This is a genomic window from Collinsella sp. LCP19S3_F2, assembly GCF_052121015.1.
Lineage (GTDB): Bacteria > Actinomycetota > Coriobacteriia > Coriobacteriales > Coriobacteriaceae > Collinsella.
In genome coordinates this window covers 48,435-67,676 of the sequence record NZ_JBQKFA010000003.1, presented here as the reverse complement: position 1 = coordinate 67,676, position 19,242 = coordinate 48,435, and the positions used below count along the sequence as shown (strand labels likewise).

General features: G+C 61.5%; 14 protein-coding genes. 4 read left to right on the top strand and 10 right to left on the bottom strand.

What is annotated here, in order from left to right:
• Positions 1 to 104: 104 nt before the first annotated feature.
• The 6 genes from ACTQX9_RS03450 to rpmE all read right to left on the bottom strand — a co-directional run bounded on the left by ACTQX9_RS03450 (position 105) and on the right by rpmE (position 7,250).
• A complete protein-coding gene (locus tag ACTQX9_RS03450) occupies positions 105 to 995 on the bottom strand; it encodes a YitT family protein (RefSeq protein ID WP_441048319.1) in 891 nt (296 codons plus the stop codon).
• A 162-nt stretch (positions 996 to 1,157) separates the two neighbouring features.
• Positions 1,158 to 2,306: a peptide chain release factor 2 gene (gene prfB, locus ACTQX9_RS03445; RefSeq protein WP_441540492.1), complete on the bottom strand. Its 1,149-nt coding sequence runs from the start codon at positions 2,304 to 2,306 to the stop codon at positions 1,158 to 1,160.
• Positions 2,306 to 5,113, bottom strand: a complete 2,808-nt coding sequence (gene secA / locus ACTQX9_RS03440; RefSeq protein ID WP_441540491.1) for a preprotein translocase subunit SecA — start codon at positions 5,111 to 5,113, stop codon at positions 2,306 to 2,308. Before secA ends, prfB begins: the two co-directional genes overlap by 1 nt.
• A 157-nt stretch (positions 5,114 to 5,270) precedes the next feature.
• Positions 5,271 to 5,543: a hypothetical protein gene (locus ACTQX9_RS03435; RefSeq protein WP_427794657.1), complete on the bottom strand. Its 273-nt coding sequence runs from the start codon at positions 5,541 to 5,543 to the stop codon at positions 5,271 to 5,273.
• Positions 5,530 to 6,633: a hypothetical protein gene (locus ACTQX9_RS03430; RefSeq protein WP_441044638.1), complete on the bottom strand. Its 1,104-nt coding sequence runs from the start codon at positions 6,631 to 6,633 to the stop codon at positions 5,530 to 5,532. The genes ACTQX9_RS03435 and ACTQX9_RS03430 overlap by 14 nt, the downstream gene beginning before the upstream one ends.
• A gap of 191 nt (positions 6,634 to 6,824) precedes the next feature.
• Positions 6,825 to 7,250 (bottom strand): 50S ribosomal protein L31, encoded by a 426-nt coding sequence (gene rpmE / locus ACTQX9_RS03425; protein ID WP_154516018.1) that lies wholly within the window; start codon positions 7,248 to 7,250, stop codon positions 6,825 to 6,827.
• 349 nt (positions 7,251 to 7,599) lie between these two features.
• Here rpmE and ACTQX9_RS03420 point away from each other — a divergent pair, with 349 nt between their 5' ends.
• The 3 genes from ACTQX9_RS03420 to ACTQX9_RS03410 all read left to right on the top strand — a co-directional run bounded on the left by ACTQX9_RS03420 (position 7,600) and on the right by ACTQX9_RS03410 (position 10,310).
• On the top strand, positions 7,600 to 7,887 hold the full coding sequence (locus ACTQX9_RS03420) for an ACT domain-containing protein (protein WP_006235289.1): 288 nt from the start codon (positions 7,600 to 7,602) through the stop codon (positions 7,885 to 7,887).
• A gap of 74 nt (positions 7,888 to 7,961) precedes the next feature.
• Positions 7,962 to 9,380, top strand: coding sequence for a citrate synthase (locus tag ACTQX9_RS03415; RefSeq protein ID WP_441540490.1), 1,419 nt, complete (start codon positions 7,962 to 7,964; stop codon positions 9,378 to 9,380).
• 87 nt (positions 9,381 to 9,467) lie between these two features.
• The gene (locus tag ACTQX9_RS03410) at positions 9,468 to 10,310 is read left to right on the top strand and encodes a Cof-type HAD-IIB family hydrolase (RefSeq protein WP_441042310.1); all 843 of its coding nucleotides are present in this window, start codon (positions 9,468 to 9,470) and stop codon (positions 10,308 to 10,310) included.
• Positions 10,311 to 10,428: 118 nt separating this feature from the next.
• On the opposite strand, the gene ACTQX9_RS03405 is transcribed toward ACTQX9_RS03410, so the two are convergent.
• The 4 genes from ACTQX9_RS03405 to ACTQX9_RS03390 form a co-directional block, all read right to left on the bottom strand.
• A complete protein-coding gene (locus ACTQX9_RS03405; protein ID WP_441540489.1) occupies positions 10,429 to 11,223 on the bottom strand; it encodes a Cof-type HAD-IIB family hydrolase in 795 nt (264 codons plus the stop codon).
• 205 nt (positions 11,224 to 11,428) lie between these two features.
• The gene (locus tag ACTQX9_RS03400) at positions 11,429 to 13,249 is read right to left on the bottom strand and encodes an adenine deaminase (protein WP_441540488.1); all 1,821 of its coding nucleotides are present in this window, start codon (positions 13,247 to 13,249) and stop codon (positions 11,429 to 11,431) included.
• Positions 13,250 to 13,607: 358 nt separating this feature from the next.
• Positions 13,608 to 14,819, bottom strand: coding sequence for a tyrosine--tRNA ligase (gene tyrS, locus ACTQX9_RS03395; RefSeq protein WP_117769435.1), 1,212 nt, complete (start codon positions 14,817 to 14,819; stop codon positions 13,608 to 13,610).
• 96 nt (positions 14,820 to 14,915) lie between these two features.
• A complete protein-coding gene (locus tag ACTQX9_RS03390) occupies positions 14,916 to 16,874 on the bottom strand; it encodes a U32 family peptidase (RefSeq protein WP_441540487.1) in 1,959 nt (652 codons plus the stop codon).
• Between the two features lie 160 nt (positions 16,875 to 17,034).
• On the opposite strand from ACTQX9_RS03390, the gene ACTQX9_RS03385 reads away from it, so the two are divergent.
• Entirely contained in the window at positions 17,035 to 19,215 is a 2,181-nt protein-coding gene (locus ACTQX9_RS03385) for a transglycosylase domain-containing protein (protein ID WP_441540486.1), read from the top strand.
• The last annotated feature ends 27 nt before the right edge of the window (positions 19,216 to 19,242 follow it).

The window sequence follows — 19,242 nt, the reverse complement described above, 5'->3', positions numbered from 1 at the left end:
GGCTTTACCAGAGTTTTTATCATTATTTGAATAATTTAGCAGGCAGAACCGCTGATGAATCGGTTTATCAATGTGAACGTCTTTTGGATGGAGCGCAGTCTGCCCTACGCGTTAATGTCCTTGAACCCCTCGCCGAAGGCTTCCGTAACGTCGGCGACCGTCACGATAGCTTGAGGATCGCGCTCGCGCACGATGGTCTTGAGTGTATTGAGCTCGCGGCGGCTAACGATCACCATAATCACCGGCTTCTCCGCGCCCGAATACATGCCGGTCGCCTTAAATTTAGTGCAGCCGCGACCCAGGCCATACATGATATCGGCCGCGATATCGGGGAAATTCTCCGAGATGATGAGCACCATACGGCGCTTGTTGCCGCCGTCGACCACAGCGTCGATCACATAGCCGCTAATTACCATCGAAAGCCCTGCATACAGCGCGTTCTCCAGAGAGAAGACGGGGGCCGATGCCGCGCATACGGCGACATCGATCGCCATGACGGTCGAACCCACCGGCAGCGAGGTATTACGCGAGATAATCTGGCCGATGGTGTCGGAGCCGCCGGTGTTGGCGCCGGCGCGTAACACCATGCCGTAACCAATGCCCGTGATAATGCCGCCCCACATAGCGGGAAGCATCAGGTCTGCATCTGCCAGAGGCGCTACAAACGGGGCAAACAGGTCGGTAAAGAAGCCCAGTAGCACAAAGCCTGTCGCCGTCTGTACCACATAGAACATGCCGCCCTCGCGCATTACGACCAGCAACAGCAAGGCATTCATCACGATGGTTTGGATACCGACGGGCAGCGACACGCCCCGCGCGGCACCGACCGCCTGGATAATAGTCGCAAGGCCCGTAACGCCACCGGCGGCAAGACCGTTGGGAATCAAAAACAGGTCGGTCGCGATGGCCGCCAAAGCGCATCCAAGCATGATCTGGGGTAGATCGCGGAAGAAGTTCATTGAAAGAATGCGCTTGATATCCAGACGATATGCCATGCTACCTCCCTCAAAAAAGCGCACCCCCTTGGGTGCGCATTGAACTTCTTACCGTATTCGATTCTACCGATTCGCCGAGGAAAAACCACCCCGCGGCGGGTTTGCTCTGGATATAAAACCGCCTGTCCAGAGTTTAGTGTCGGTCCGTGACTCACCCGGGGCTTAAGCGGACGGAGACTCCGCATCAGCATTGCCGGTAGCCCAGCGATGGTAGCCGATCACAAACGGATCCAAGTCGCCATCGTCGAGAACGGCGTCGACGTTGCTGGTCTCCACGCCCGAGCGCAGGTCCTTGACCATCTGATACGGATAGAGCACGTAGCTGCGGATCTGGTTGCCAAAGCCAATCGTGGTCTTGGGACCGCGGATCTCGTCGAGCGCCTCGGCGCGCTTCTCGAGCTCAATCTCGTACAGGCGGGCCTTGAGAATCTGCATACACGCGGCCTTGTTCTGAATCTGGCTGCGCTCATTTTGGCAGGTCACTACAATGCCGCTGGGAAAATGCGTCACGCGCACGGCGGAGTCGGTGGTGTTGACGCCCTGGCCGCCCGGGCCGCTTGCGTGGTACACGTCGACGCGGATATCGTCGGGGTTGATCTCGATATCGATATCGTCGGGCAGCACCGGAATGACCTCGACGCCGGCAAACGTAGTCTGTCGACGCTTCTTGTCATCGGTGGGGCTAATGCGCACCAAACGGTGAACGCCGGCCTCGGCACGAAGCATACCGAAGGCATCCTTGCCCTCAACGGTAAAGGTCGCGCGATCAATGCCAATGACCTCGGCAGCGGGGCAATCGTTGATGGTGACCTTCCAGCCGCGGCGTTGGCAGTACTTCATGTACATCTTAAAGAGCATGAAGGTCCAGTCCTGCGCCTCCAAGCCGCCCTGTCCGGGCTTGATGGTCACAATCGCGTCACCGTGATCGAACTCGCCGGTAAACCAGCTCGAAAGTTCGAGCTCATCGATGGCGCGCGCCAGACGATCAGCCGTGGCGGCAGCCTCCTCACGCAGTGCAGCGGCATCGGGGTCATCGCCCATTTCCTCGGCAAGTTCCAGCGCCGCGCGGGCATCGGAGAGCTCGCCGCGCGCGGTATCCACGGCGGCGATATCCTCCTTGGCGCGCGCAATCTCTTCCATCGTGGCGCGAGCGGCATCGGCGTCGTCCCAAAAGCCGGGAGCGACGCTCTTGGCCTCAAGCTCGGTCACGTGGGTGCGCTTCTCGTCCAAATGAAGATACGACTCAACCTCGCCGAGCCGGTCCGCAAACTTGTCCAGCTCGGCGGGCGTTACCTCTAAAGCATCCGCCATTAACGATTCCTGCCGTGGCAGTACTTGAACTTCTTACCGCTGCCGCAAGGGCACGGTTCGTTGCGGCCCACGTTGACATACGGGTCGTCGCTCTCGGACTTGCGGTAGGTGGTCACCTTAGCGCCGTTGTTGACAGCTGCCGGTCCGCCCTGGACGGCCGTGCGAGCCTGCGCCCGTGCCTCCTTGCGCAGGACCGAGTTGCCGTTGTCGCCATCGACGTCGGCGGGGCCGGAGAAGCGCGCACCCTCGAGCGCGGGGTCCTCCTTGCGCTCCACAGCCTGCGGGGCGGCCTTGATCTCGATGCGCAGGACGGTGCGCAGGTAATCCTCGTACATGGTGTCAACGAGCATCTGGAAGGCACCATAGGCCTCAGTCTTGTACTCGACCAGCGGGTCGCGCTGACCAAAGCCGCGCAGTCCGATACCGGTCTTGAGATAGTCCATCTCCTGCAGGTAGTTCATCCAGCGGGTATCGATAACGCGCAACATAACCTGAGTATTGAGCTCGCGCATGAGGTCCTCGCCCAGCCGCTCGGCCTTCATGTTGTAGCACTTCTCAACGTAGGTCAGGACATCGGCGGCCAGGGCCTCGTAATCCTCGTCGGGGAACTTGGGCGTATCGATATGGCCGGTCAGCTCCACGACCCACTTGCGCAGGCCATCGAGGTCGCGCTCGCCGTCGTGGCTGTCCTTAGTGCAAAACTCCTGCACGCAGCGGTACACGGTGTCGTGCATGACCTCGGTGATGTGGTCGGTCAGGTCCTTACCGTCCAGAATCTTGTTGCGCTCGGCGTAGATAACCTGGCGCTGCTTGTTCATCACGTCGTCGTACTCAAGAACGCTCTTGCGCATGGAGAAGTTGATGCTCTCGACCTTGTGCTGGGCGCTCTCGACGGCCTTGGAGATGATCTTGTGCTGGATGGGCATGTCGTCGCCCATTTCTGCCGTGACCATCATCTTGGAGACGCGGTCCATCTTGTCGCCACCGAACAGGCGCATCAGATCGTCCTCGAGCGACAGGTAGAACTGGGTCTCGCCCGGATCGCCCTGACGACCGGAGCGGCCGCGCAGCTGGTTGTCGATACGACGGGACTCATGGCGCTCGGTGCCGATGACGGTCAGACCGCCGGCGGCAAGCACGCGCTCGCGCTCGGCCTTGCAGGTCTCTTTGGCCTCGGCGTTAAACTGCTCGAGCTGCTCGGGCGTCACGTCCTCCATGGTCAGGCCCTCGTACTCAAGGCGCTCGCGCACCAGCTCGTCGGGGTTGCCGCCCAGCAGGATGTCGGTACCACGACCGGCCATGTTAGTAGCGATGGTCACGGCGCCGTAGCGTCCGGCCTGGGCAACGATATGAGCCTCGCGCTCGTGGTGCTTAGCGTTGAGGACCTCGTGCGCGATGCCGCGCTTGGTAAGGGCGGCCGACAGCTTCTCGGAGCTTTCGATGGAGACGGTGCCCACCAGGACCGGCTGGCCCTTGGCGTGACGCTGCTCGACATCATTGGCAACGGCGTTGTACTTGGCCTGGATGGTGCGGTACACCAGGTCCTCGTGATCGACACGCTGCACGGGCTTGTTGGAGGGAATGACCTCGACGGGCAGCTTGTAGATCTCGCGGAACTCGGCGTCCTCGGTAAGCGCCGTACCGGTCATGCCGGAGAGCTTGTCATACAGACGGAAGTAGTTCTGCAGGGTGATGGTGGCAAGGGTCTGGTTCTCCTCGCGCACGAGCACGCCCTCTTTGGCCTCGATGGCCTGATGCAGGCCCTCGGAGTAGCGACGGCCCTCCATGATGCGGCCGGTGAACTCATCGACAATCTTGACCTCGCCGTTGGTAACGACGTACTGCTTGTCGCGGTGGAACATGTATTGGGCCTTCAACGCCTGCTGCAGGTGGTTGACCAGCTGGCCCGAAAGGTCGGCGTAGATGTCCTCGATACCCAGGCGGCGCTCGATCTTCTTGAGGCCGCGCTCGGTGGCGGCAATGGTGTGCTTGGCCTCGTCCATGACGTAGTCGCCCGTGGGCTCCACGTCCTCGGTGGCGGTGAGCATATCGTGCGACACGTCCTCGCCGCGCTCCAGCCCGCGCACGGCGCGCGCGAAGTCCTTGTAGGTGCTGGCCGACTTGGTGCCGGCGCCCGAGATGATCAGCGGGGTCCTGGCCTCGTCGATCAGGATGGAGTCGACCTCGTCGACGATAGCGTAGCTGTGGCCGCGCTGGACGCGCTGCTCGGGGCGGGTGACCATGTTGTCGCGCAGGTAGTCAAAGCCAAACTCGGAGTTGGTGCCGTAGGTGACATCGGCCTGGTAGGCCGGGCGCTTAAGCTCGAGCGGCATGTTGTTCTGCAGCAGGCCGACGGTCATGCCCAAATACTTGTAGATGCGGCCCATCCACTCGGAGTCGCGCTTTGCCAGGTAGTCGTTGACGGTAACGACATGCACGCCCTTGCCGGCGATGGCGTTAAGATAGCCGGCCAGGGTGGAGACGAGCGTCTTGCCTTCGCCGGTCTTCATCTCGGCGATATGACCCTCGTGCAGCGCCATGGCGCCGATGAGCTGTACGTCAAAGTGACGCATGCCCGTGATGCGCTTTGAAGCCTCGCGCACGGTGGCAAAGGCCTCGGGGAGCATGTCGTCAAGCGACTCGCCGTTAGCATAACGCTCGCGGAACTTATCGGTCTGGCCGCGAAGCTCCTCCTCGGTCATCTTCTCAAACTGAGGCTCAAGCCCGTTGATCTGGTCAACGATCTTGTAGTAGCGCTTAAGGTCCTTATCGGATCCAAAGGACAGCAGCTTTGACATGAATCCCATGTGGTTTTCCTTTTTTGGCCATCGCCCGTAGCGCACTGCACTGGGCGAGTTAAACACAGATAGTTGTACTTTAGCCAAACGGGACGCACGCTATACGCTCGACCTCATCCCCCACGTAATAACTACGACCGACCTGCCAAAAAGGGACGTTTTATTTTTAGTGGCTACGGCCCAGATAGGCGCCGATAACTTTGCGCTGCTCGGCGCTCGCCCGATAGTAGACGCGAAGCTCGCCTTCGGCATTCAAATCAAAGCGCGCCTCGTCAATCAGGCCATTCTTGTGCGCGGTCATGAGCGCCTCCTGCATGCGCGGCCTTGCAAAGGCGGCAAACGATGCATACTCGGCCGCGAGATCGGCCATCACATCGTCGACGCAAGCCTCGTCATGGCAAACAAAATAATCGAGCATGGCATAGTTAAGCGGAAGCATCCCGATCACCGTCCTTTTTAACCATGTCGAGGGGATTCACGGCGATCAGGCAAATGCCGACGAGGTTGACGACGGCCGCCACCCATGCAACGGACGGAAGCGCGTAGCCGTCAAAGCCCAAGACCAGGCCGACGATAATCCACGTAAACAGCGGCGCTGTAAAGGTATAGGTGCCGTTGATGGCCATGCCCAGCGCCGTGCCGCACATGGAGTTGGCGCGATACCAGCTCATAAACGAAAAGTAGGCGGCAAAACCGGAGCAGGCGAAAAACACGACGGAGGATTTGTCGGTGAGCGCTTGGGCGACAAGGACGTAACTCTGACCAAGGGGCTCTCCGCATGCCAAGGTTAGGGCCGGCAGTACCAAGCACAGGTTGCCGACGCCCGAGACAAGCTGACGGATGTTGATGGCGATCTGAGGATCGATCATGCAGGTGGCGCGGCCGCCCACGCATCCCTCGACGCCCCAGCACAGGGCGGCTAACAGCGCCAGGCCCAGGCCAAGCGCCATGCCGAAAGATGCCTGCCCGCTCAGGCCGGCGCTACCGATCATGGCGCCGGCGACCACGCAGACAACGATGCCGGTAACGACACGGGGGCTAAGCGGCTGTCGGTAGAGCACGCGGGCGAGCACCGCACCGATCGCGGGGTTGAGCGCGGCGATGGGCACGGCAAGCGTGCCTGCCTGCGAAAGCGCGATAACGTAGGCGGCAGAAGCGATGGGCCCGCCAATGAAGGCGGCGGCGATAACGATGACGCCGGGCTTTGAGGCGATGCAGCGGCCTAGGTCGGCGAGTTTGCCCTGACCGGCAGTGAAAAACGTGGCCCAGACGGCACTCAACACGTCATTGACGCCCGAGGCGATTGTGGGCAAGATGAATACCGCCAAAAGGCCGGAGGGAGCAAATGCATCGAACCAACCGGCCCAAACGCCAAAGAGCTGACCGGCGGTAACAAAGGCCGTGTACAGCGCATACATGCAGCTCGAAAGCGCCGCGACAGCGATACCCTTCCTAAAATAGGCAGCATCGAGCGCACGCTTCTTTGCCACCGCGAGCTCGCGATTGCCCAAGGACGTCGATGTGTCCACGTAGCCTCCTATCGGTTACCTGCCAAAAAGGGACAGGTTTATTTTGGCAGGTTTTATCTGGGCAAACGAAAAATCCCCACCGTTCGGTGCAAAGAGGACGTGCTACTTTGCGTCGATAAGAAAAGGGCCGTGCACCCAATTGGATGCACGGCCCTTTTGCCATGAATGCGAGCGATTCCTCGGCGAGCTATTTACTCAGCAGCCTCGGTGGTCTCGGCCTCGGCAGCGGCCTCCTCGACGGGAGCCTCTGCGGGAGCCTCGGCGGCCTGCTTGGCAGCCTCCTCGGCAAACTTAGCGGCACGCTTGGCCTTCTCGGCAGCCTTAGCCTCAGCGGCGGCCTTGCGAGCGGCCTCGGCCTCAGCAGCCTTGGCGGCCTTGGCGGCCTTGGCCTCCTCGGCCTTCTTGAGCTGGGCGGCAGCGGCGCCACCGAACTTGTCGGCGAAGCGCTGGACGCGTCCACCGGTGTCGACGAACTTCTGCTGGCCGGTGTAGAACGGGTGGCACTCGTTGCAAAGCTCGACCCTCATCTCGGACACGGTAGCGTGCGTCTTGAAGGTGTTGCCGCAGGAGCACGTCACCGTGCACTCGACATACTGGGGATGGATACCCTGCTTCATGGTAGGACTCCTTATTGGTCAGGCGCTGGTTACCGATCAGCGCATAAGGCGTCTTGGTTTCCGACCAAGACAACAAACTCGGCTATGTTACCACGGTGTAGAGCGTCCCACAAAAGGTTCACGGTCTTTACGCCGGAGCGCACAGGCGAATCTACCCGATCGCGGCGCCAACAGAGCCGCCCGATCTGTCCAGGGTGCCAAAAAAACACCCTACGAGACAAGCGCTCCATGTTGCAGACGTGTAACGCCGCAGCAAAGGTGCCCCTTTTTGCACGGGACAGGTACAATGATGAACACTGTACCGCAGCGGAGCGCCGCCGCGCGCCGCTAACACGCGAAAGGGTTTCCCATGGCCGAGATCTCGTCCTCCCGTATCGTCATCACCGTCCTTGGCAAGAACCGCCCCGGCATTGTCGCCGGCGTCACCCGCGTCCTGGGCGAAGCCAATGTCGACATCCGCGACATTACGCAGTCCATTATCGAGGACATCTTCACCATGACCATGCTGGCCGACACCGCCGAGTCCAAGCTCGACTTCGCCGAGCTGCAGAAGGCCCTGGCCGAGGCCGGCGAGCTTTCGGGCGTCAACGTGTCCATCCAGCGCGAGGACGTCTTTAACTTTATGTACCGCCTGTAGCAAACAGGCTGCGTGACGACGGCCCAACGTGCGCCCAGGCGCAACGTCGCCACATGGCCCGGAGAGGAGCGCACATGGCCTACGACGCCAAGAAAATCTATTACCGCTTCGACGACCACCTGAGCCGCCTGGTCTTGGACTACGAAGCAAGCCGCCAGATTTCGCCCGAAAGCGAAAATCTATACTACGGCATGCCCACCGAGCCTTATGACGAGGGCCTGTTTGTCGAGCACAATGTTAAGCGCGGTCTTCGCAATGCCGACGGATCGGGCGTGGTCGCGGGCCTCACCCGTATCTCGGACGTGCACGGCTACAACAAGGTCGACGGCCAGGTCGTGCCCGACAAGGGTCGACTCACGCTGCGTGGTTACAACATCGAGGACCTCGTCAACAATGCCCAGGCCGAGGACCGCTATGGCTACGAAGAGGTCGCCTACCTGCTCATTACGGGCTCGCTGCCCAACAAGGATGAGCTCGACGGCTTTTGCGGGCGTCTGGGCGCGTTTAGGCACCTGAGCGACGAGTACGTTAAGGAATTCCCGATGACCACGGTGTCGTCGAGCATCATGAACGTGCTTCAGCGCGCCGTGCTGCTGCTCTATGCCTTCGACGCCGAGCCCGACGTGATCACCCCCGAGCACGAGATCGATGTTGCCATCTCCATGCTCGCCCGTCTGCCCCGTATTGCCGCCTTCGCGCACATGGCTTCGGTCGCCAAGCGTCGCGGCTCCGAGGTGCATGTGCCGCACCCCACGCCCGGCCTGTCCACGGCCGAGACCATTTTGCAGGTGCTGCGCGGCGGCATGGCGTTTACCCGCGACGAGGCGATGCTGCTCGACGTGATGCTTATGCTCCATGCCGAGCACGGCGGCGGCAACAATTCCACGTTCGCCTGCCGCGTACTGTCGTCGTCGGCCACCGACCCGTATTCGGCCTACGCCGCGGCCATCGGCTCGCTCAAGGGCCCACGCCACGGCGGCGCCAACGCCAAGGTCGTATCCATGCACGAGGACATTCGCGCGCACGTTTCCAACTGGGAAGACGACGACGAGGTCGCTTCCTATCTGGGCAAGATCTTGGACAAGCAGGCCTTCGACGGCACGGGGCTCATCTACGGTATGGGACATGCCGTCTACACGCTCAGCGACCCGCGCGCCGAGGTCTGCCGCCACTACGCGCGCACGCTGGCCGCCAAGAAGGACCTGGGCGAGGAGTTCGCGCTCATCGAGCGTATTGAGCGCCTAGCGCCGCAGGTGATGCGGGACCACGGCATGACCAAACCCATCTGTGCCAACATCGACCTGTATACAGGCTTTATTTACAAGATGCTCGGCGTGCCCGAGACGCTCTTTACGCCGCTGTTCGCCGTCGCGCGCATGGCAGGCTGGTCGGCGCACCGCATGGAAGAGCTCTTCTGCGCGCATCGTATTATTCGCCCGGCATACCGTCCGGTAATCGAGCCACTGGAGTACAAGCCACTCGCCGACCGTTAGGACGCGCACCGTTATAGAACACGAGCGTGGCCAGGGCATCACCGCCCTCGGCCACGCTTTTTATGCCAGCAGAAAGGGCTGTATCGAATGATTGTTTTTTCCGATATGGATGGAACACTGTTGACGAGTGACAAGCAGATGAGCGACGCCACCTGGACGATGCTCGACGAGCTCGCACGTCGCGGCATTGAGTTTGTACCGTGCACGGGGCGTCCACTGTCGGGCGTCTTTGAGGCCATCCTCGCCCATCCCGCCGTGCACTACGCGGTCTGCGCCAATGGTGCTAGCGTCTGGCAGCTCGACGAGGATGTGCCCACCGATGCCTCACGCGCCACGTGCATATTGAGCCGACCGCTCGACCGCGCCATCGCCCACCGCGTCCATAGCATTGCCGCCGGCCACGATGTGACCTTCGATATCTTCGCGGACGGGCAGTGCTTCCTCCCCCGCTCGCTCTACACGCGCCTGGACGAATTCTGCGGCGGAGATCCTCATATCGCGGCTTCGCTCAAGCGCACGCGAACGCCGATCGACATGGATATCGACAGCAAAATCGACGAGGTCGAGGTGCTCGAACGCATCGCCATGTACTGGCACGACTCAGCCGACCGCGATGCTATCGTGGCGGCGCTCGACACGCTCGAAGGCATTGAGGTCACGCGTTCGTACGCCATGAATATCGAGGTCATGGGCGGGGGCGCCACCAAGGGAACGGCATTGGCTTGGCTATGTGGGCATCTGGGCGAGCCTCTCGCCGACGCCTGGGCGTTCGGCGACAACATCAACGACATCCCCATGCTGCAGGCAGCGGGCCACGGTACGGCGATGATCAATGCCGAGCCCGAGGACCGCGAAGCCGCCGGCGCCATCACCGAATACGACAACGACCACGACGGCGTCGCCCGCGCCATCATGGCCGCCCTCGCCTAGCAGCAGCAACCCGGCGGGGTAGCTAATTTGGGACGGGGCTTTTTTAGCTACCCTGGTCACAGTAGTCGTTGGGGGCACTCTTCGCGGGGCGCTGCAAGGACTGTCCCCATCTGCCGAATTAGGCGAGACTCTCCAGCACGCGACGGAGCTCCTGCTGGACGGCGTGGTCGCGGTTGCACCCCACCACGCGATCGGCGACTGCCTTGAGCGCGGGGCGCGCGTTTTCCATCGCGCAGCCCGTGCCGACAAAGCGAATGATCTCGTAGTCGTTCATCGAGTCGCCAAACGCCATGACCTCGTCGCGTTCGACGCCATAGTGCTCCATGAGCTGTGCGATACCCGAGGCCTTCGACACACCGGGCTGCATGGCATCGATCCACGCGTTGCCCGAAGGCGCAAAGGTAAAGAACTGGCCGAGCTCGCGCTGCAGTACGTAAGCGCTGTCCATAACGGCACCATCATCGCAAAAGATACTCGCCTTGATGATATTTACGCTGGGATCGGGCAGCTCCCAAATGCGCTCGGCATTGGGAAGGTCCTTATCCACCTCGCGCACGAACTTACTCTCGTCATCGAGCAAGAAGGACTTGGTTCGGTCAAAGAGTGCAAGATGCAAATTGGGAAACGTCGCGACGGCCTGGGCGAGCTTTCGAATCGCCAAGTGCGAATACACCTCGCGGTCTACCATTTTGCCGTCGGCGTAGACCTGGGCACCGTTAGCTGCAACAAAGTCCATCTTGTCGCGAACGGGTGCAAAGAACTCGCACAGGCGATCGTAGCGGCGGCCTGACGATGCGGCAAAATGCACGCCATGCTCGCGTAGCGCCAAAATCAGTTCGTAGGTCTCGGGAGGCACCTGGCCATTTTCGTCAAGCAGTGTGCCGTCCATATCGGATGCAATCAGCTTAAACATAGAAAAGCTCCCTTCGGGCTTGCTGGAATCGAACGTGTATCCGATTCCAACGTACCCAAAGGGAGCTCAAATAAGACCCCGCAGTCATAAACGTTACATAGACCTGGCAAATAGCTCACGCGCGCCAGAGAGCCCACGGTCGCGGCGTCAGGCGACACGCCAAAGAGTGTCCCCAGCGACTAGTCGTTTAAGAACGTCCCGATGATTAGTCGGCGTAGGTGAAGGTCGTGACGTCGAACATGCCCTCGGGGCGGATGCGGAGCGTCGGGATGACCGGCAGGGGCAGGAAGATGATGCCCATGATGGGGTCGAGCGGCGGCTCAATACCCATGGCGCGCGCCTTGACCATAAAGTCGTCGTGCTGCGCTGCGACATCCTCGGCCGTGCCCTCGCTCATCAGGCCACCGAGCGCCAGCGGAATGTGCGCCACGACCTCGCCGTTGCGCACCAGCACGTGACCGCCCTGGCCCACGGCCTCAACAGCAGCCATCATATCGGCGGCGTTGTCGCCCACCACGCACACGTTGTGCGAGTCGTGGCCGATCGTGGAGGCAATGGCACCACCGGTGATGGTGAAACCGCGCACCCAGCCGCGACCGATATGCTTGCCGACCAGGCCCAGGCCATCGGGGCCGTCGCCGTCGACGCCCTCGGCTTGCAGCGACACGCCGCGGCCATGGCGCTCAATCAGCATAATGCGGCGCAGGCCCTCGGCGCTCTCGGGGCGAGCCATACCCGTGATGGCCTTACCCGGCACCACGTCAATCACAGCCTCGCCCGGCTTAAAGGCATAGTCGAAAACGTCAAGCGAAAGCTTCGGCAGCTTAACAGAGGCGCGCAGCTCGTCGGCAAGGGCTGCAACCTCAGCCATCTCGGGTGCGATCTCGCCCACAAAGGCGCCATCCTGCGCCACCAGAGCACCGGCGGCATATACGCGATGCGGGGCCGTGGCAAACGTCAGATCGTTGAGCACCAGCAGGTCGGCACGCTTACCCGGAGCGATGGCGCCGCGGAGCTCATGCGGATCGCGGCAACCGTGGTCCAGGCCAAAGGCCTCGGCCGTGGAAAGGGACGCCATGGAGATGGCAACCACGGGGTCAATACCGGCCTCGATAGCCACGCGGCAGGCGTTGTCGATCATGCCGGTCGAAAGTGCATCGGAGGGAGCGCGGTCGTCGGTCGCAAAGCAGCAGCGGCGAGCACGGGCGGGGTTTTCCAGCAGCATAGGCGACAGGTTGGCAAGATCATGGCTGCAGGTGCCTTCGCGCAGCATGACATACATGCCGCGGGATAGCTTGTCGAGCGCTTCCTCGGGAATCGTCGACTCGTGGTCGGCGATAATACCCGCCGCGGCATAGGCGTTGAGATCCTTGCCGGCAACAAGCGGAGCATGACCGTCAACCTGCTTGGACGGTGTCTGGTTGGCAGCATCGATGCGAGCGCAGGTCTCGGGGTCGGCCATAAAGACACCCGGCAGGTTCATCATTTCGCCCAGACCAAAGACGTCGCCCGGATGCTCGGCAAAAAACGCCTGCATATCGGCAGCAGTGATGACGGCACCGGCCTGCTCGTCGGGCAGTGCGGGCACGCACGAAGGCATCATGTACTTGATGGAGATGGGCGCGCGACAACCGTCCTCAATCATAAAGCGCAGGCCGTCTAGGCCGGAAACGTTAGCGATCTCGTGGCTGTCGGCAATAGCGGTGGTGGTGCCACGCGTCGCCGCCATGCGCGCATACTCGGCAGGGCGGATGTTCGAAGACTCGATATGCAAGTGTCCGTCAATAAAACCGGGTGCGAGATAGCGACCCTGGCAGTCGATGACCTCAGCTGCCTCGTACGTGCCAGCAGCTTCATCTCGACCATCGTAGAGAACACCGACGATCACGCCGTCCTTGACGGCGACGCTACCGGGCGCCACGCGCTGACCGTACACATCAACGATCTGTGCGTTGGTAAACAGCATGTCGACGGGCACGCGGCCCTCGGCGGCATCGATCACAGACCTCATGACCTCAACGGACATACATACTCCTTTAACCGTAGAAAAAAAGCTGCGGAGCGGACGGACCTTCACCGCAGCAAGCCAATAGCCATTGTATTCCCAAACGATGGGCCAGCAATACGCCCCTCTGCTTAACGGCATACACCACTTGTCGCAATGGGGACAGGCTGCTTTGTACCAAAAAGAAACGTCCCTAAGTGCCAACCGGGACAACGCCGTAGGTGGAGGACGGACAGCGAGCGGACTCCAGAGCGAACAAATTGGCATGAAAAGAGGACGGCATAGACCTTCTGGTCATGCCGTCCTCTTTGAATGACAAGTTGTCGCTCTGGAGCCCGCGCAGCGTCGACCGGTTACGCGGTTTGGTAAAACCGCGTAACTAAATCAACTTAAAGCCTTTGCGCTTGCCCACGGAGAGGGTGTCGCCCAGCTTGAGGGCACTGGGGTCGATGTTGTAGCTCTTGGGAGCCACGGCCTTGCCGTTGATCTTGACACCGCCGCCGTCAATGTCGCGACGAGCCTGGCCGGCGCTGGCCGAAAGACCCAGGTCCTTGAGCAGGCCGGCAAGGTAAATCTGGCCCTCGTCGTTTACGGTCAGCTCAACATGCTTCTCGGGGAAGTCGGCGAGCTGGCCCTCCTTGAACACGCGGTCGAACTCGGCCTGAGCCTCGTCGCCGGCACCGGCGCCGTGGTAGGTGTCGCACAGGTCGCGGCCCAGAGCGCGCTTGAGCTCATAGGGATCGGCAGAGCCATCGGCCAGGGCAGCGTCGATCTTGTCGACCTCGGCCGGGGTGAGCGAGCTCGCCAGGCGGTAGTACTTGCCGATCATCTCGTCGGGGATGGACATGGTCTTGCCGAACATATCCTTGGGCGCGTCGGTCAGACCGATGTAGTTGCCATAGGACTTGGACATCTTACGGACGCCATCGGTGCCCTCGAGCAGCGGCATGGTGAGCGCGATCTGCGGCTCCATGCCCATCTTCTCCATGAGCTCACGGCCGGCGAGCAGGTTGAAAAGCTGGTCGGTGCCGCCCATCTCCACGTCAGCCTTGATCATGACCGAATCGTATGCCTGCATCACGGGATACAGGAACTCGTGCAGGGCGATCGGCGTCTGGGACTGATAGCGCTTGGTAAAGTCATCGCGCTCAAGAATGCGGGCGACGGTGAACTTGGAGCATACCTGCAGCAGACCGGCCAGGTCCATCGACAAGATCCAGTCGCCGTTGTGCACGATGGTGGTCTTCTCGGGGTCCAAGATCTTCATGGCCTGGCTCACGTAGGTCTCGGCGTTGGCCTCGATCTGCTCCTGAGAAAGCTGCGGGCGGGTGGAGTTCTTGCCCGAGGGGTCGCCGATCAGTGCGGTACCGTTGCCGATGATCAGGGTGACGTTGTGGCCCAGGTCCTGGAACTGGCGCATCTTGCGCAGGGGCACGGCGTGGCCCAGGTGCAGGTCGGGGCTGGTGGGATCAACGCCGAGCTTGATGTTGAGGGGCTCACCCTTCTCAAGCTTCTTACGAAGGTCGGCCTCGGGGACGATCTTCGCGGCGCCCGAGGTGATGATACGCATTTGCTCGTCAACAGACAGCATTGGGTATCCTCCTTTTGCTATAGCACCCTCGCCGAAAACGGCGGTGCTGGAAGTCCATAAACTCTCATATGATAACAAACTGACGCGACGCAGCACCTACGACAGGAAAATCCTCGTCCTGCCGCATGCGTCGATGGCAACTGGCAGACGCGTACCGTCACGATCGACCAGATAGCGCGTCTGCCGGCGACGCAAGCAGTCGCGGCAACAGGCCTGTCCCGTCGCATCGGTGGCACAGACGCCCTCGGCGGTCAGCAGGCAGTGCTCGCACACCATGAGCTCGGGACGATCGGTATCGACGGGGCCCAGGACGCCAGGACAGGCGGCAAGCTCGGCAACGCGTTTCGCATCGTGAGCGACAAGTTCGGCAGGCAAAAACACGCGCTGCGCCCCAAGCCCCCGCAACCAGGCGAGCGTTGCCCGGTTCGCACAGAACACCGGCGCTGCCACGTCAAAGACGACGCGCAGTTCGCGAGCTATCGCCACTTGTCCCAGATTACGACAGACGATGCGGCCGGCGCGCGTCATGAGAGACCGAGTCCGCTCGATATCGCCCACACGGCAGACCTCGTCGAGCACAACAGTCGCACCGGACAGGTCGAGCTCTTCGTTCGGGTCCTGGTCCATCAGCTGCCAGGCAAAGACCAAGCGAGCGGCGACAGACTCTGCAGGTTCTTCCGGCTGCGCGCCACCATCCATCAGAACGCCCGCAAACGGCAGCGTCTCGACAGCGCGTTTCGCAAGCACGACCGCATCGGCCTCGGCCCGCATGCGCTCCAGTGCCGCCGCCGTTTGCTCAAGCACACCAGCGCTGCGAATCAGATACACTTCGCAGCCCGCGTCGACCTTGCGCTTGCAATGGACAACGATGCGCTCCCCCGCCGCGGCATCCACCGGGCAGGGAACTTGCGGCCAGCGTTTAGGTACATCGGACCGAGCGTCGGCGCCCGGGTAAAACCTGATCTCGAGCGTATCGCCCGCCGCCACGGCGGCATCGAGCTCGACGGTCACTTCCTCGTGTCCCACGGCAACCAAACGGCCCACACGCACGCCCTGGTTGATCGCGCGTTCAAAACTCATAAGCTCCGCGCCCGAGCGGCCTCGCAGATACGCGTCGGTAAACCCGCGGTTAAACGACCTTCCCAGCTCACGTTCGAGCGCTTGCACGGCATCGGGATCCCACGCGCCATCACGCAGCATATCGAGCGCCCGGCGCCACGCCCGCACCACGTTGTAGACGTAGTCGGGGTTCTTCATACGCCCCTCGATCTTGAGCGACGCCACCCCGGCAGCAACAAGCTCGGGTAAATGAGCAATGCCCAGATAGTCACGCGGGCAGAGCAGACGATCGCCTTCGACGGCAACGACGCTCTCCCCAGCCTCATCCACCAAATCGTATGCCAGGCGGCACGGCTGCGTGCAGTCGCCACGCATCGCCGACCGTCCGCGCCGCAGGGCCGAAAACTCGCACGCGCCCGAATATCCAATGCATATGGCGCCATGGCAGAACACCTCGATGGGCACACCGGTAGCGCAGAGCATCGCAATCTCTGCCACGGTCAGCTCGCGCGCCGTCGTCACGCGCTCGACCCCCAGCTCGTCAGCCGCCAAACGCACGGCCCCCTTGCTATGGACGCCCGCTTGGGTGGACAGATGAATCTCGACCCCCGGAATTGCCGCATGCAGTGCGCGGGCTAGGCCCGCATCTGCCACGATCAGTGCATCGGCGCCCAGCGCATGCGCATGTGCCCCCAGTGTCACGGCATCGGACAGCTCGTCGTCGAACACGAATACGTTGAGCGTCACGTACACGCGCACACCATGGGCGTGCGCCACGGCACACCCGCGCGCAAATTCGTCGTCACTAAACCCGTGCGCACTCACGCGGGCGTTAAATCCGCTCAACCCGGCATAAATGGCATCGGCACCTGCCGCGATCGCGGCGAGCATCTGATTGAGCCCGCCAGCAGGAGCCAACAGCTCGGGCAGTGCCAGCCCCGATGTTGGCGTCCCATTCCCGCATTGTCTGCTAGGCTCCGTCGCCCAAATCGCCATCGGCAAACTCCCTACCAAGGTATGCAATCGCTCTGTTAATTGCCGTCAACCAGCATACACGAGGCTTCGCGCGGCTCGATTGGTTTATCGTGTAATAACTTATGTCCATCCTGCCCGACGCACACCCGCCGCCTGGCACGACATACTTGGAGGTCAACATATGGGTCCTCGCCAACGACAGGGACACGGTCGCTCTAAGACGCACGTCCTGCCCGTCATCCTGCTTTCGCTTTTGGGCTTTTTGCTCATCGCGGGCGTAGCATTTGGCATCGGCATGATCGGCAACGTCAACCGCTGGCTGTCCGACCTGCCCGACTACACCGACGCCAACGCCTATCTGGTCAGCGAGCCCACCGAGATTGTTGACTGCAACGGCAACAAGATCGCCAGCTTCTATACCCAAAACCGCAAGTCCATCACCAAGGACCAGGTCTCCCCGTACGTCCTGCAGGGCACGATCGACGTCGAGGACGAGCGTTTCTACGAGCACGGCGGCATCGACCTCTTGGGCATCGCGCGTGCCTCGGTGGCAACCCTTGCCGGCGGCCACGAAGGAGCCTCGACCATCACCCAGCAGCTGGTGCGCAACACCATCCTGCAGGAGGAGCAGTTCGACTCGACCATCGAGCGTAAGGTGCGCGAGGCCTATATCGCCATCAAGATGGAGGACATGTACTCCAAAGACGAGATCCTCATGATGTACCTCAACACCATTTACTATGGCCACGGCGCCTATGGCATCGAGGCCGCCGCCGAGACCTACCTCTCCAAGAGTGCTTCCGACCTCACCCTGAGCGAGGCCGCGCTGCTCATCGGTCTGCCCAACTCGCCTTCACAGTACGACCCCACGGTCAATCCCGACCTGGCGCTTTCCCGCCGCAATAAGGTGCTCGACAACATGCTGCGCCTGGGCCACATCACGCAGGAAGAGCACGATGCCGCGCAGGCTGAGCCCATCACCCTCAACGTGACCGAGATCTCGGGCAGCGGCGTCGACGTATACTCACAGCCCTACTTTATCTCCTATGTCAAACAGCTGCTCGAGCAGGAGTTCTCCACCGACGTGCTCTTTAAGGGTGGCCTGACTGTTAAGACCACCATCGACCCCACCATGCAGCAGGTGGCCGAGGAGGCTGTGCGCTCACAGCTCGACACGCTTTCGCTCGATGGCCTGGACATGGGCATGGTTGTCGTTGACCCCAAGACCGGCTACATCAAGTGCATGGTGGGCGGCTACGACTACAACGCCGACGAGAATCACGTGAACCACGCTACGGCAAAGCGCCCCGTGGGCTCCACGTTTAAGGCCTTTACGCTGGCAACTGCCATCCAAAACGGCATGAACCCCAACGTCAGTCTCAACTGCAACTCGCCACTCAAGGCCAAGGGCACCACGACCGAGGTGCAAAACTATGGCAAGCAGAGCTATGGCAACATCACGCTTAAGCAGGCAACGGCATACTCATCCAACACCGGCTACATTCAGGTGGCCGAAGCCATCGGCAATGACAAGATCATGTCGCTCGTCAAAAAGCTCGGCATCGATCCCGCCAAGGACAATATCGAGGACGTTCCCGTCATGACGCTCGGCACCGGGTCCATCTCACCGCTCGAGATGGCATCGGCCTACGCCGCTTTTGCCAACGGCGGCTATTATCGCCAGCCGATCGCCATCACCGAGATCGACTCGCGTACCGGCTCGGTTCTGTACCAGCACACCGACAATCCCACGCGGGTGCTCACCGAAGGCGAGGCTGCCGCGGTTACCGACGTTCTATCCGGCGTCATGCAGGGCAGCGGCACGGGTGCCGCCGGCGCGCTGAACGTCAACCAGCCCTATGCCGGCAAAACGGGCACCACTGACAACACCACCAACCTGTGGTTCTGCGGCTACACGCCGCAACTGGCATGCGCCCTGTGGACCGGTTATTCCGCAGGCGAGATTCCCATCCAAAAGTACGGTTCGGACCTGCTGGGCGACAGCACCAACCTGCCCGTCTTTAAGAAGTTCATGAACACCGTTCTTGCGGGCGCCGAGCGCGAGGAGTTCCCGACCGGAACGGCTCCCACGTACAAGAACAATAACGTCTGGAAGTTCTACGGCACAAACAACAAGAAGAAGGAAGAGGGCGAGGATAAGGACGAAGACGAGGAAGAAGAGGAGGAGACCACCGGCGGGAGCGGCAGCGAGGGCGGTAACACCGGCGGCGAAGGCGATGGCGGCAGTACCACCCCTACTCCCGACCCCAGCCCCAGCCCCGATCCCAGCCCCAGCCCCGACCCTGGCCCGACCCCCGATCCCAGCCCTAGCCCGACCCCCGATCCCTCCACAGATCAGTAGATAGCAAAGCGCCCGAGCAACTCAAAT